11 protein-coding genes are annotated in these 15844 nt (G+C 47.4%); all 11 read right to left on the reverse strand.

Annotated features, from left to right (window positions below; all coding sequences use genetic code 11):
* Positions 1-70 precede the first annotated feature (70 nt).
* Positions 71-1042, reverse strand: coding sequence for an AAA family ATPase (locus F0220_RS17925; protein ID WP_091011956.1), 972 nt, complete (start codon positions 1040-1042; stop codon positions 71-73).
* Between the two features lie 110 nt (positions 1043-1152).
* Positions 1153-1716 carry a ribonuclease FAU-1 family protein gene (locus F0220_RS17930; protein WP_036672757.1) on the reverse strand — a complete coding sequence of 188 codons (564 nt, stop codon included), beginning with the start codon at positions 1714-1716 and terminating at the stop codon, positions 1153-1155.
* A 288-nt stretch (positions 1717-2004) separates the two neighbouring features.
* Positions 2005-4677, reverse strand: coding sequence for a PBP1A family penicillin-binding protein (locus tag F0220_RS17935; RefSeq protein WP_105599247.1), 2673 nt, complete (start codon positions 4675-4677; stop codon positions 2005-2007).
* Between the two features lie 170 nt (positions 4678-4847).
* Entirely contained in the window at positions 4848-5090 is a 243-nt protein-coding gene (gene hfq / locus F0220_RS17940) for an RNA chaperone Hfq (RefSeq protein ID WP_017687918.1), read from the reverse strand.
* A 373-nt stretch (positions 5091-5463) separates the two neighbouring features.
* Positions 5464-6420 (reverse strand): tRNA (adenosine(37)-N6)-dimethylallyltransferase MiaA, encoded by a 957-nt coding sequence (gene miaA, locus F0220_RS17945; RefSeq protein ID WP_197997655.1) that lies wholly within the window; start codon positions 6418-6420, stop codon positions 5464-5466.
* Positions 6401-7186 carry a class I SAM-dependent methyltransferase gene (locus F0220_RS17950; RefSeq protein WP_105599248.1) on the reverse strand — a complete coding sequence of 262 codons (786 nt, stop codon included), beginning with the start codon at positions 7184-7186 and terminating at the stop codon, positions 6401-6403. Before F0220_RS17950 ends, miaA begins: the two co-directional genes overlap by 20 nt.
* A gap of 17 nt (positions 7187-7203) precedes the next feature.
* The gene (gene mutL, locus F0220_RS17955; protein ID WP_091011952.1) at positions 7204-9432 is read right to left on the reverse strand and encodes a DNA mismatch repair endonuclease MutL; all 2229 of its coding nucleotides are present in this window, start codon (positions 9430-9432) and stop codon (positions 7204-7206) included.
* 21 nt (positions 9433-9453) lie between these two features.
* Positions 9454-12261 (reverse strand): DNA mismatch repair protein MutS, encoded by a 2808-nt coding sequence (gene mutS / locus F0220_RS17960; protein ID WP_105599249.1) that lies wholly within the window; start codon positions 12259-12261, stop codon positions 9454-9456.
* 385 nt (positions 12262-12646) lie between these two features.
* A complete protein-coding gene (locus tag F0220_RS17965; protein WP_223199724.1) occupies positions 12647-13897 on the reverse strand; it encodes a putative amidoligase domain-containing protein in 1251 nt (416 codons plus the stop codon).
* A gap of 202 nt (positions 13898-14099) precedes the next feature.
* Positions 14100-14660, reverse strand: coding sequence for an outer spore coat protein CotE (locus tag F0220_RS17970; RefSeq protein WP_062835006.1), 561 nt, complete (start codon positions 14658-14660; stop codon positions 14100-14102).
* Positions 14661-14735: 75 nt separating this feature from the next.
* Positions 14736-15713, reverse strand: a complete 978-nt coding sequence (locus tag F0220_RS17975; protein WP_091011949.1) for an aromatic acid exporter family protein — start codon at positions 15711-15713, stop codon at positions 14736-14738.
* Between the last annotated feature and the right edge of the window lie 131 nt (positions 15714-15844).

The raw sequence follows: 15844 nt of genomic DNA on the forward strand, positions 1-15844 counted from the left end.
GAATATGCCATGGCATGCCTTAAGCCGAACCGGTTGGCCCGGCCGGCTGGTGTAAAAACTATATTATCGCTTACTTTCGCTCAAAGTTCAAATCCTCTGTACGGATTGTCATCAGCTCCAGTTTTCCTGGGCTGCCTTCCGTGTATTGTTCCAACAAACGAACCGCCTGATGCCTGATCGAACGCTCAATGGCATTACGAACGTATCTGGCGTTACTGAACGCATGCAGCGAATCATTTTTTTCCTGAAGCAAATGTTGCTTTAGCTTGAGTATGGTCTGAGGCATTAGAATATAATCACGCTCTTTGGCCATAATCTCAGAGATTTGAATCAACTGATCAATGCTATAGTCTGGAAACTCCACTTGAATGGGGAAACGGGAAGGTAATCCAGGGTTCGTCTGGAGAAAAAAATCAATTTCTTCCGAATACCCGGCAAGAATCAGTATAAACTGATTTTTGTTATCTTCCATGGACTTTACAAGCGTATCAATAGCTTCCTTGCCAAAATCCTTCTCTCCCCCGCGGGCCAAACTGTAAGCTTCATCAATGAACAATATCCCACCGAGTGCCTTCTTGACCAAATCTCTTGTTTTCTGCGCCGTGTGACCGATATATTCCCCAACCAGATCCGCACGCTCTACTTCAATAAGATGCCCTTTACTCAACACACCCATCTTCTGAAAGAGTTTGGCAACGATCCTCGCCACGGTGGTCTTACCGGTCCCCGGATTGCCTTTGAAGATCATATGATACACGTGCGCACCACTAAGTAAACCTGCTTCAGTACGCATCTGAGCAATCTGTAGAAAAGCATAGATCTCAAATACCAAGTCTTTGATATTTTCAAGTCCAACCAATTGCTCCAATTCACCCTGTATCTCCTGAAAGTGCGCATGTTTGGTTATACTCTTGGCTGCCTGTACTGCCGCTGCTTCATCTTTGACCAACATCTGAGGTTCCTGGTTACGCAACACAATATTAATTTGTCTGGATGGTCTGCCTCCTGGTTGCTCTCCTGCAGCCATGACCCGTCCGTTCATTCGCCATCACCTCTATTTTATCGGGCTGAACTCTCCTGATTATTAATGTATTCTATCAGGTGCTCCAATATTAGAAGGATCATGAAGAATTCTACGGATAAGTAGATGTCTCAAATCTGAATGTTTTTTCGAAACTCTCCGTTCTCAAACAAACTCGGCCTATGCTTCAGTGATAACTGAAAGTATGGGAATACATGGGCATCAATGGCATGTAGCAGTTCCTTTGCAGTCTTGTTAGCCAAGTCATAATCACCGGTCGTAATATGCTTACGTGACAGTGCATCTTCAAGCTCATCTTCATCCAGCAAAAATACTTCTCCATCTTTCAGTACAACGACATCCAGATACAGGTCATCAAACCAAGGAACGCCCTGATCGGTTATCCCCTGACTACGACATGTATCAATGTACCACTCTACAATCCGTTCCTGATCGTCAAACATCGCCGTAACAACAAAGTGCTCTCCCTTCGGATAGTATTGCAGCCAGGAATAACCTTTATCTGCGATACAGAAGGTACTGCCTCCATAAGTTTTCCACAAAGGTTCTTTTAAATCCTGTATGGTGTACAACGTAATATAACCTGTGAAAATTTTGGATTGAACGAACCGGCATGTGAATTGTCGGTTCGTAATCCGGCGCCAGTTCGCGCGGTCCCCGAATTTCCGTTTCATACGAACCCCTCTTTGCCGACTACAGGTCCGTGACCTGCTCTGATGTTATTGGTGAACAATGTAATAACGTCCGCCTGATGGATTCCAGCGCTCTGGGCCCGCCCTTGCACAACGTATTACGAATAGTTACAGCTTACCATATTTAAGGTTTACACTCAAAATCAAGCTTTGTCCCACCTATTCATCAAATCAGCTTCCATTGAGAGTTGTTCCGTATAACAAAAAAACTGCTTCACCGGTTTTCCGGGAAGCAGTTTTTTCAATGTAGTTATTTAGTGATTTAATGGCTTAGCCGCCGGTACCAGCTTGAGAATCTACAGGTGCATCTGTTCCTCCAGTATCCCCACTTGTTCCGCTGTCCGGAGTTACAACCTCGCCCGGCGTTGTTACGCCCCCATCATCGGAGCCTTCATCGGTACCGCCTGGCTCTGTTGTGCCCTGACCAGGTGGGGTCGTGTTTCCTCCCCCAGGTTGACCGTTTCCTTGGCCGGGTCCACCGTTATTGCCACCGTTGCCATTGTTTCCGTTATTACCATTACCATTTCCGTTGTTGCCATTTTCATTTCCATTACCGTTATTACCGTTCGAGTTGCCATTATCCGGTGAACCATTGTCCGGATTCTCCGTACCTGGCTGCTCAGGATCTATCTCTGTTCCAGGGTCTATACCAGGATCAGGTTCCTCCGGCGGCATTTCCTGTGCTTCAATCATCAAGGAAATGGTGTTGGAAGGATCCGTCTCAAGTCCTGATGCCAGGTCGTAAGCTGTCACATAGTACTCATAGGTTAGACCAGGCAACGCACTTAAATCTTGTGCATTGGTCGCTCCTATTGCATCAATGAGATGAGTGAACTGGGCTTCCGATGTTTCTTTCCGATAAATCCGATATTGCGTACTCGCGTCACCCGTTCCAGTCCAACTCAGAGAGACGGTTTGTGCATTTGGATCGTATGATCCACTCAGCCCACTAACGGACAGAGCCGGCTTTTCTGGTTCTTCCACTGGCGGAGGTGCCTGCCCTCCAGCTGGTGCTTTGAATTGCTTCACTGGAACGCCTTTTAAAGCATCTCCCATGACTTTGGCAAAGAAAGCTGCCGACAGCTTACTGCTGTTCTTAAGCATATGATTAGCATCCGGATTGTCGTAGCCCATCCAGACTGCGGCAGTCCATTCCGGCGTGTATCCAACAAACCATACATCACGGTTGGCACTGTTGCCAGAGATACCACTTTGAACAGTTCCTGTTTTACCCGCTACCGGACGATCCAGACGCGCTGAACGCCCTGTACCGTCATTAACAACGTTCTGCAGCATCTGTGTAAGCTGATACGCATTTTGCTCACTCATGACACGCGTTGTGTCCGAATTATCGTGTTTGTACGTGGTTTTGCCTGCGCTATCCTTAATTTCCTTAATCGAATAGGCTTGACGGTATTCTCCAAGGTTAGCAAATGCACTATAGGCTTGCGCCATTTCCAGTGTATTTGTACCTTTACTTAGACCACCGAGGGCAATCGCCAAGTTTTTGTCTTCATCTGTCAGCTGTATACCTACACTCTTGGCAAAATTAATGCCTGTGTTAACGCCTATTTTATCAAGCAGCCAAACCGCAGGAATATTTTCCGACTTCGTAATGGCTTCCGTCATACTGATCGTTGAAGAATATCCATGCAAGTTACCAGGACAGTAGTTACCAAAACATTGCTTCGCATTACTCAGCGAGGAGTTGGCACTGTAATTGCCTGATTCAAGCGCCGGTGCATAAGACACAATCGGTTTAAAAGCTGAACCTGGTTGTCTTCGACTCTGCGTTACACGGCTATAACCTTTAGTCTGATAATCCCGTCCACCCAAGAGGGCAACGAGGCTACCATTCTCATGGTTCATGATAACCATGGAGCCTTGGACCTGTTGATCGTCTTTACTTGCCTCGAACAGATTATCATCTGTAAAAGCAGTTTCCATGGCTGTTTGAGCCTGAGCATCCATAGTTGTATAGATTTTGTATCCGCCGATATTCAAATCATCTTCCGTTTTGCCTGTTACACGTTCAGCTTCACGGAGCACATAATCGATAAAGGCTTGATATTTCTGATCTTTTTCTGGTCGCTTGTAGTTATAATCTACTGCTTTAGCTTTATCCATCTCTTCCTTCGTGATGTAGCCTTGTTCATACATTAGCTGGAGTACAACACCACGCCGTGCCTTGGAATCGTTTGGATTGCTCACCGGATTGTAGGCAGAAGGCCCCTTGGGCATCGCGGCGAGTGTGGCAATTTCCCACAATTCAAGCTTATTCAAATCTTTTTCTCCAAAATAAAATTCAGATGCTGCTTTAATCCCGTAACGCTGATGACCGAAGAAAATCCGGTTCAGATACATCGTCAGGATTTCGTCTTTTGTGTACTTGCGCTCTAATGCCATGGCAATCGATACTTCCGTTGCTTTACGGAAGAACGTTTTGTCACGGGACAAGAACATGTTCTTGGCAAGCTGTTGGGTTAATGTACTACCACCTTCCACCATGGAACGAGCCATGACGTCCTTAACCGCCGCACGCCCAATGGACCAGATATCCACGCCCTGATGATCGTAGAATCGCTTATCCTCTGTTGCAACAAAGGCTTGCTTCACCAGCTCAGGAATATCATCTTCTTTGACGGGGTCAAGCTTCTGAATGGATAGCTCCCCCATTAATTGGCCATTGCGATCATATACTTTTGAAGTTTCATTAATTGTAGTTTTGTCCTTGTTGGCTTTGAGCAGATTTTCACCACTCACCATAATAAATAAATATCCGCCTAGTGCACAGAATATGGCGATTGCCATTGTGAAAAACAGTGTCCATCCAACGCGTTTACCCGTAATTTTTTTCTTTTTAGAGGTCTTCGGCTTCGCTTTTTTGGGTGACTTGTTATTGTTGTTGCGATTGTTAGACCTCGACAACGGATCGTTTGGCATGTTACCTCCTGACTCCCTTTCGGTTGCATAATTTCTAATCGTCTGTAGGCTCAGGCATATATTAAACATATTTTGCCCGGAATGAAAAGAACAACCCTTTATTCAGGTTGCTCTGTTTCAATACCTATACTTGTAGACGAAATGGTTGGTGAAAAGGTTTCGTAATTTTTTTAAGCTTCGCCACTGTTATCTTGCTGCATCAGCGATACGCTGCGTTGCGGCGTGAACGTGGAGATGGCATGCTTGTAGACCATTTGCTGGCGTCCGTCGCTGTCAATGACGATCGTAAAATTGTCAAATGCCTTGATCGTCCCGCGGATTTGGAAGCCGTTGGTCAGATAGACCGTAGCAGGAATATTTTCTTTCCGCAGTTGGTTCAAGAACGTATCTTGGATGTTGATGGACTTGTTCATTAGCCGTACCCCCATTGGTTCATTTGAATTCGTGTTCAAGTAATATTCAATATCGCTGAGTAGCTTTCGTGCTATTATATCATGAACAGTTTCATATAATCCACAAAAACCCCTTGTCTGCTATTTTACACCCATTCTTGGCGAGGCGAACAAATAGAAGACTTATCCATTATACACCGCTTGCCAGTTTTGCAAAAGAGGGACAAACTCTTCATTTTAAAGCTCATTTATTCATTGTTTAGCGAATCCTTAATCTCAACAACCTATTCTAGTGATAAATAAAAACCTCTATCCTTTTGATAACCAAAAGGTAGAGGTTTACATATCTTGATCTATTCGATGCCTGTCAGAAGAATACTAATCATCGCTCAAATCAATCAAATTTCCGTGTAATCAATTCACTTATCTGCTTGTATTTTCCTTCAAAATCCTGGGTATCCGTCATGTCCACCCATTTAATATCCTTCATATGGCGGAACCAGGAAAGCTGCCGTTTGGCAAACCGGCGCGTATCCCTCTTCAACCACTCCACCGCAGCTTCCCAACTCACTTCCCCTTGCAGGAACGCTGCAATCTCCTTATATCCCAGTCCTTGCATGGAAATATGACCTCTGGCCACTCCTCGTTCCAACAAACATTTCACTTCATCTACCAGACCTTGTTCGATCATCAGATCAATCCGTTCTTCTACCCGGGCATACAACTTCTGGCGATCCATTGTCAAACCAACAATAAGAAGGTCATAAGGTGACTCTTTCTTCTGTACTGCCAGCTGATCAGACCACTTCTCGCCTGTGAGGTGATGGATCTCAAGCGCACGTACAATTCGCCTTTGGTCATTCGGATGCAGACGATCTGCACTGACCGGATCAACTTCCCTCAATCGATCATGAAGGGCCTGTGCGCCATGTTGCTCCGCATAGCTGAATTGTTGCTCCCTAAATGCTTCATCCGAACCACTATCGGAAAATTGGAAGCCGTAACATACCGATTCCACATACAGACCGGTGCCACCTACAATAAAAGGCATTTTACCACGTTCATGGATTTCACTAATCAATCGGGTGCAACTCTCCTGAAACTCTGCCACAGAATACGGGTACTCCGGTTCATGAATATCAATGAGATGATGAGGTACACCCTTCATTTCTTCAGAGGTAATCTTGGCTGTTCCGATATCCATTTCACGATATACCTGCATTGAATCCCCTGAGATAATTTCACAATTGAAAGCTTGGGCAAGCTCGATGCTCATTCTTGTTTTGCCTACTGCTGTTGGTCCAACCAACACAAGCAGTTTGGGTTTTGGTTTAACTTCCACGTTCAACATTAATCACTCCGTACAGGGTTTTTGCATTCGCCCGATCAAGTATTTCAAATCCGAGCCTGTCAAACTCCGCGCTGCCGCGCTTTTCTTTCATCACTACCCGTTTACGGGCAACCCGTTTCGCTTCCATAATGCTCTGTTCATCCAGCGCGTGAGCATTTGCATAATCTCGCAAGGGCTGTATAGCACTTGAATCCATCATTGGTTCACGGAACATGGGGTCAAAATATACGGTGTCACAGCTTCGATCCGGCATGGACCGGAGTAACTCAAGATGATCCACATGCCGCAGATCTATGCGCCGGAAAGCCTCATCCACCAAGGGCTGATTGCTCTTATAATGAGACATGCCCTCCAGCAACAGGGTATAGAGCGGTTGAGAACTTTCACAGGCGATGACTTGTCCACTCTTCCCAGCCGCAACCGAAAATACCAGCGCATCTGAACCGAGTCCAGCGGTACAATCAACAATGGTGTCTCCTTCGAGTACTGCACCAGCTTCCAGCATAGGATCGGCTTCACCTCTCAGAACACGTTTAGCGCGAACAAATCCCATACTGGGGTGAAACTCAAGCTCCGTCGCATCTTTGCGAAACAAACGCGCTCTGCCATTGAGCACGACCAGGATTTCGTTGATACCATAATGTTCAATCAGTTTGGGTAAAGATGTTCTATTGCGCGGAACGTAGGTACCTCCTGTCGTTTCGGCGAGCTTACGTGCACGCTCCACCTGAGAGGCTATCTCCTTGTCACCGGTTGTAATGTACATAATGTCCCCCTAAATAGCTACATCACTCGTTTAAATAATTTTTCCAGATCATACGTTGAAAATGAAACCACAATCGGCCGCCCATGCGGACAAGTGTACGGCTGCCGACAAGAACCCAGACGCTGAATCAGCACTTCTGCTTCCTGATCCGTCAGCTTCTGGTTAGCTTTGATAGACGCCTTGCAGGAACACATGATGGATGCAGCTTCTCGCATTTTGGCTACATCTATGCTGCGTTCGCTTAGAACCCATTCGGACATCTCTTCGATAATGTCTTTCTCATCCCCTTTGGGGAACCAAAACGGATGGGAGCGCACACGGAACGTCTGTCCACCAAAATGCTCCAAATATACACCCGCCTGTTCGAACCAGGCCAGTCTTGTTTTCAGCTTTTCCGTCTCCGAAGGTGTAAACTCCAGCGTAATCGGCAGCAGTAACTCTTGTGAGGCCTGGGCAGGGTTACCGAATTTCTCGTAATAGTATTCATAATTCACACGTTCATGAGCGGCATGCTGATCAATCAAATATAAACCTTGATCATTTTGCGCGATCAAATACGTACCATGATGCTGTCCAATCAGACTCAGCTCAGGAAATTCGGGCATGGATGCATCCGATTTAATGGCTGCAGCAAGTTTAGTGGCATCAGGTAGACCTGAGGTTTTCCACGTCCGTTCGCCTCTTGCAATCGAAGACGGGTTGTAGGTTGACCGAGCTTCCCTAACCGGTGAATTTACAGATTCGGAGCGATACGTAGCTGGTTTACCTTCAGCCAACGGTTTTTCTGTTGCTCCACGATCCCCACCATCTTGAGAAGAGAGGTCAGATTTGGGAACAGTTTCGGTAGAACTTGTACTTGAACTTGTACTTACATCCTTAGTACCTTCCTGCACTTTAGAGATTGTCTGCCCCCCATCATTACTCGCCCCCTTCTGCAAAATATCCTCGTTCCAACTTTCTAACTGCTCAGGGGGGTGTGTAACCTCAGGTGGAGCTTCGGGCAAAGGCACGGTTTGTTTCTGTTCAGATACCGGCTGTACTGCGGACACATCCGCCGGAGCATCCAAATCCAGATCATCATCTTCCGTAGTCAACTTTAACAATGCATTAGAAGGTTTCCCGAGTGGACCTTCTTGCCCATACCCTTCTGCATCAGACTGGTCTTTCAGCGGACCACGTGGAAAGAGAAATTGTTCCTGAATAAAGGAACTATCGTCTCCACGTCGAATCTGCTGTTTTTTGACCTGTGGAATTAATACCTCCTGCCGGAGTATACCCCGCAACGTCGTCTCTATAAATTCATACAGTTCTGGTTCCTTGCTGAAGCGAACCTCCAACTTGGCTGGATGCACGTTCACATCCACAAGAGAGGGGTGCATCTCCAACTGCACCACGACAAGTGGAAAGCGATTAATGGGCAGCAAGGTATGGTAGGCTTTGAGAATCGCCTGATTGAGACCGTAATTGCGAACAAATCGCCCATTAACAATCGTTGACATACCATTACGATTCGCTCGTGTCCATTCTGGCAGGCTGATCAGCCCGCTCACCCGGTAATCCAGACTTTCACCCCGGATGGGAAGCATCGCTTTGGCAGCACTTGTCCCATAGATCGCTGCAACCACTTGCAGCAGATCGCCATTACCCAATGTCTGAAGCAACACATTCTCATTATGGCGCAGTCGGAACGAAATGTTTGGGTGAGACATCGCCATTCGGTAAAGGACATCTGATATATGTCCCAGTTCCGTCTGGATCGTTTTCATATATTTGAGTCTGGCAGGTGTATTGTAAAATAGTTCTCTCACTGCAAAATCTGTACCTTGGGGTGAGGTTGCATCTTCATGAGAGACAAGGTTCCCGCCTTCAATCACGATGCGGCGTCCTCGCCCGTCATTGTCACTTGCCGACAATACCTCTACCTTGGATACTGCCGCGATACTCGCCAAGGCTTCTCCACGGAATCCAAGACTTGTGATCTGGAACAGATCTCGGCCATGAGCTATTTTGCTGGTCGCGTGACGATAAAAGGCGGTTTCCATATCCTCTGGCTCGATACCTGAACCATTGTCTTTGACACGAATACTGAGGAGTCCGCCCTCTTCCACCGTCACTTCAATCTTGGTGGCGCCTGCATCCACCGAGTTTTCGAGCAACTCTTTGACAACTGAAGCAGGCCGTTCGACCACTTCACCCGCCGCGATCTGGTTGGCAATATGTTCATCAAGCACATGTATTTTCGCCACAGGTTTTCCCCTCCCTTATACTCAGGATAATTGCTGTGCCTTCAATTTGAGTTCATTCAATATCTGCATCGCCTGAAGAGGCGTCATATTCATGACATCGATATCTTTCATCGTACGGATGAATTCTCGCGCTGGTTTATCCACCGCAACTACATCCGGTTTCGTTGCCACATTCGGCTCATCATCCCCAAAGATGGACAGTTGAACCACATCCGAATGGTTTGCGCTGGACTGTGCTTTGCTGTTTGATTTCTTGGCATGCTGCTTCCCAGCCCCGGTCGAATCTTCAATAGGAGATGTGTAATCTGCACTTTCCGCAGTATCATGCTCCCGGAGCATAGACGCTGAATCCGTGTGTTGGAGCTCTCCATCTTTTAATTTCAAGCCTTCTTCCTGCTTCTCGTTTCCGATATATTCACTGCCCACCGCAACCTGAGCTGCCGCATGTTCAAACCCATGCAAAAGTCCATTCGCCCGCTCAATAATACTATCAGGCAGACCTGCAAGGCGCGCACAATAGATACCATAACTGCTGCTGGCTGCCCCGGCAATCAATTTGCGCAGGAAATTAACTTTGTCACCACTCTCCTGTACCGCCATGGAGTAGTTGGCCAGCTTGTCCAGACTCTCCTCCAGATGAGCAAGCTCATGGAAATGAGTTGATACAAGGGCTTTACAGCCGATGATATCATGTACATATTCAATAACAGACTGAGCAATAGCCATGCCTTCGCTGGTTGACGTTCCCCGTCCCAATTCATCGATTATAATCAGACTGCGTGGTGTGGCTTTGTCCGTCATGACCTGAATGTCGGCCATCTCCACCATGAATGTGCTTTGTCCACCAATGAGATCATCCGCGGCACCGATCCGTGTGAAAATACGATCCATGATCGGCACTTCCGCCTGAGCTGCAGGTACAAAACAACCCACTTGTGCCAAAATGGAGATTAAAGCGACCTGTCGCATATACGTACTCTTACCAGCCATATTTGGTCCAGTAATCAGCAGAATACGTGCCTCTTCCTTGGTCATTGCCGTGTGATTGGCAATAAATGCGCCATCTCGCATGACCGCCTCAACGACCGGATGGCGTCCTTCTTCCACAACCAGATCATAACCGTCGGTCAACGTGGGCCGTACAAAGTTGCGCTCAGCACTGATCACCGCAAAAGATTGATACACATCAATTTCCGCTACCTGTTCAGCCAGCTTCTGCAATCTTGCAATCTCTTTGTTCAGCCGCTCGCGCAGCTCTGCGAATAGTCCATACTCAATATCAACCATTTTGTCCTGAGCTTCGAGAATCAGCGTCTCTTTTTCCTTCAACTCCGGCGTAATATATCGTTCTGCATTGGCAAGTGTCTGTTTACGTTCATAACGTCCCTCTGGCAGCGCGGACAGATTGGACTTGGTGATCTCGATATAATAACCAAACACTTTGTTATATCCAATCTTCAGCGATCGAATGCCCGTCGCCTCACGCTCTCGCGCTTCCAGCTCTGCAATCCACTGTTTCCCGTTGACCGAAGCCTCACGCAATTCATCCAGACGTTCATGATACCCTTCACGAATCAGGCCTCCGTCCCTTACCGATACAGGCGGCTCGTCCACAATGGCTTGCCCGATCGCTTCACGCAGATCATTGCAATCATCCATCGTTTCGGCAATATGTTGCAGTGTTGCGGAAGATGATCCTGCGCAATGCTGACGGAGTCCTGGAATTTTCTCCAGCGATGATTTGAGCGCATTCAGGTCACGACCATTGGCATTACCAAACGCAATTCGGCCTACCAAGCGCTCCAAATCATAGATGTCTTTGAGTTCTGCACGCAGGTCCTCACGCAATATAAACTGGTTGTACAACGTATCCACTGCTTCAAGACGCTCATTAATCTTCCCTTTTTGCAATAATGGCTTATCGACCCAGCGACGCAGCATTCTTGCACCCATGGACGTCTCGGTCCGATCAAGCAACCAGAGCAATGAACCTTTTTTGGAGCGTTCACGCACGGTTTCAACCAATTCCAGGTTCCGGCGGGTAAACGGGTCCAAGATCATATAATGATCCGGCTCATACGTTGAGATTTGGGTTAATTGTCCCAGAGAACGTTTCTGTGTCTCACTCAGATAGGAGAAAAGACGTGCAATGCACGCTTGACGTTCAGGCTCTAATCTTGCCCATACAGCCTCACCAAACTGCTGACGGACCAGTTCTTCCTTATTCTTTGTCCACGCCGTGTAGACCACAGGGCGACCGATTGGAGATGCCTCGGCTTCTACCGTTTCGAGCAGCGCTGCATCCCCCACCAGCTCCGATGGTTCATAGATGCCGATTTCATCCTTAAGCCATTCCTTGGAATATGGTACCGAAGTCACATACAACTCACCCGTTGACAGATCACAGGCCGCGAGCGCCAGCGTATTTTGATTACCTGTAAGACACACCATGTAGTTATTGGACTTGTCCCCTAGTGTTTTGCCTTCCATTACCGTTCCGGGTGTAACCACACGAACAATTTCACGTCGTACCATGCCTTTGGTTACACTGGCATCTTCCATCTGTTCACATATCGCAACTTTATATCCTTTTTCAATCAGACGCTGTATGTAATTGTCAGCCGAATGATAAGGTACACCGCACATCGGGATTTTGTCATCCGTGCCCCCGTTACGTGCAGTCAGCGTGATCTCAAGTTCACGAGCAGCATTAATCGCATCCTCGAAGAACATTTCATAGAAGTCACCCAGTCTAAAAAATAAAAAAGCATCTTGTGCTTCGGCCTTCACTTGCAAATATTGTTGAATCATTGGCGTATACTGAGCCATGATGAATATCCTCCATCCCGTTCCTATAATGTCAGGAAGAAACGCGTCCTGGAAGGACAATAAGACGGTCAGGCACTGTGTTTGCGCCTCCGCCTTATGTGTTGGCTAATCGCCACTTCCTTCAAAGGTTGCTGCTCCATATCTTCCGTAGCTCTCACTTATAAAGGTTGTTCAAAAAGTCCGCTTTTGATTACGAAGGATGCCTAGTGGCATCATCAGCGTCGAATATGGCATTCAGCCGAAATGTCCGTTGCTCACGTAGTTTTCCTACGCTCCGCTACTCCATTTCTAGCTTCATCCAATCTTCTCGGTACTAAAAACCGTTCTTTTTGAACTCGCACTTAAAAAGACTTGTTTCTTATTATATCAAAAAAACGTCCGTACTTCATGAACCTGCCCGAATATTCCAGAGTTTGCGAATATCGCGGCTCTCATCCCAAGTTCTTCCCAGTTTTAATTGAAGGAGTAACGGACACGCGTACCGTTCATAACGTGCATATCCATCCAACCTCTTCAGATCATCTACCAGAGTTGGAATGTGTTCCTGAATCACTTCGCGCTTTCCCTCATAAAAAGCGGCATGAACCTCAGCTTTCGCCAACGGACGCTGCCGTAATTGAGTATACCCGCTCGCGATCAGACCTGCCAAGGCCACAACACCTTTCGCAACAAGGGGCGACACAAGAAAGCTGGGTAACGTACGGTACTCAAACCCACCATAGGATTTCAGGCGAAAATCACCAAGCGCTCCATAACGGGGTCGTCTTCCCGATCCACGTGGGTCTTGCAGAAATGCCAGTGGCAATGCCAGATAATTGTCCAGTGCACGAAGCAGTTCCCCGGTAAGATTCACCCCGCTAAAATGAATATGACCACCCAGAGGTAACCCCCGTTGTGGCATCCCTCCTGCCTGCCAGATGAGCGAGTGATCACTGATGCTGCGGGAAGCGGCTGCGAATGCCCTCATCAGATGAGCCAGCAGTTCTCGTGGTTCGGAGCTGGGAGCAGGCCGCAATTCGGCAACCGGATATATGCGCCGTCCACCAATCGTCACGGAATCACAGCCTGCCATTCCTGTACGTTCAAGAAATCTGGAGGCGGGTACGATTTTGGATTCCGGCATCTGCACCAGAAGAAACTCCGGGTCCATGCCGAGTATCGGAGTGGGTCTGTGACTCTGCTCCTCATCCAGCAGTTCCTGATGCTGCTTCCAGCTTTCCCTATAGGTAGCAGCAAGGTTGGTCACCCCTTTCCAGGGACACGGGTCAATCGAAATCACTGCACAGCCGCCATTCCCTGAGGATTCCATTCGAACAGCTCCATGATCCAGTCCTAACGTATACAGCGTTTTGATCGCAAGTCGTTCTACGCGCTTGAACAAGGTTGAACTCCCTTCACGCTCCACCAGAGTTTCCTGTGCCCCTCCCATGCCACTAGTATCCTTGCGTTTGATCCGGATCGCCTGCAGACAACTTATCTCTACGTCATAGCGTACACGCAAGCCTGGTTCACGTTTGCGCCGATCGTGCAGTGACAATACTTCAATGCCTGCCTGTTTCAACCGTTCTGCACGTTGTCCAGAAGTCATCCTTTCATATCGTCGCAGCGCTTCCTCCGCTTGTTCCATCACATTCATTACGTCCCCCCTCCCGGATCATGCAACCAAAAATAAAAATAACCCCGCAATGCGGAGCCTTCCCGTGAAAGGTATTCCAGGCACATTGCGAGGCTCGTTACCACCCATTTTTCAATATTTAAGAAGAAAGAGGGCTTACGCCCTCTTCACCGCGCCTTCTGGCGCATATGATACCTTAGGTTATCCATTACAGGCGTCAAACTCACAGTTCATCGTCGAGCAGATCGGGATCGAGATCGTCATAATCTCCATCGCCACTGCCAAAGTCATAGTCCTTGTCTTCGTAATCACCGCAACCATCTGTGCAGACCTTCACACAAACTTTGGTTTCGGCAACGAGTTCCACAGCGAATTCCCGTTCAACCCGGATAATTACACTGCTTCCACCTGCTGATACTGTGGCTTCCACACAGCTGGGTTCCTGCGTTGCATCCGCAGATACCTCCACTGTGGAAGTCCGGTGTTTCGGGTCCAGATAGGACAAAGGCACATGTTCTACATACGAGACCGTTTCTTTGGCTACATCCGTCTGCGAATTCTTGTCGTAGGAATACCAAATGTTGATATCGTAAGTACCAATAACTTCAATTCCGTCACCCGCTGATACGGCTTCATATTGGTGGTTGATAATCCAAGCCCCCAAAATACTTGTCGGACCATTTGGCGGAGTCACGGTATGTGTTACGGTAGAGAACTTACGACCTTTGCCGCAGATCGCCTTCGTGATAATCTCTCTACATTGATGTTTATGACTCAATGACATCTTTAAACCTCCTCCATACAATCATTCACTACAAGTGTATGCAGGGCATTCGTCTAGGGTGACAACTATTTTCTATTATTCGTTTGTAGATTGGGACCGGTCCGAGATTGGGGACGGTGCTTTGTCCTTCTTCGCGACTTTCAGATACAGCGCGAGTTCACGGCACAACTGGAGAATTGCGGAACGAATCTCGAATTCTTCCCTTGTATCCGGCAGCTCCATACGTTTGAATTCTTCTTGCACATTCGCAAGAAGTTTTTCAGTTCGTCCGGTGTAGGATTCAGTAAGTACATCCTGACTAAGCTGATCGAACAGTTCCGATACCATTTCCGCATGTGGCATCTTCTGATAGATCTGGGACACCAGATGCATCATGTGCTGGATGGAGTCCAGCTGCGTTTTGCGCATATAGAAGTAGACACTCCATTCCTCATTCGGATGAATCACCTGATTCTCCAGAGAACGCTTGGCAGCATCAATACCGCCAAGGATCGCTTGATCTGCTTCAATCAGCTCTCTCCCCGCCCATGCTTCATTGGGATTACGCAGCGTGGCCGCAAATTCCTTGAAAATCTTCGAGAAGAGTTCATCGATTCGTTTGCGAATGCGTAGCATCTGTGGATCCGCTGCCGGCATATAGGCCAGGTTAACCACCATTGCGGAACCAAGACCAATTAACAACAAAGCAATTTGTACGAGGACGACATGCACGTCCATCTCCCCGCCGCCGAACACCCGAAACACAACAACAGAACCTGTAACAATACCTTCTTTGAAGCCTACCCGGACAATAGCCGGGAATGCGATCAATATGTATACCGCCAGCACCCAATAATGGAAGCCTAGAAAGTGAAAAAGTACACTTGCAAATAAAAGTCCAACTACGGAAGCAAAGAACCGCGCCGATATGGTGCGAATACTTCGTTTTCTCGTTACATCCACGCCAAGAATGGCAAGCAATCCCGCTGATGTTGGTCCCGGCAAGCGACACCAGTCTGCAATCAATACAGCCATTAATGCGGCGATTGCAGTTTTAATTACCCTAAAACCCATTTAACATTCCATCTCCTCTAAGCTGCAAAAAAATTCTTAGCCAGCTCGTCGCCTCATTCATTTATGATGACTAGTATGTCTCATCCAAATGTAAACTAGACGACATCAACCGACATGCGCATGCATGCCGG

It is taken from the genome of Paenibacillus sp. 37 (assembly GCF_008386395.1).
In the GTDB taxonomy this organism is placed as follows: domain Bacteria; phylum Bacillota; class Bacilli; order Paenibacillales; family Paenibacillaceae; genus Paenibacillus; species Paenibacillus amylolyticus_B.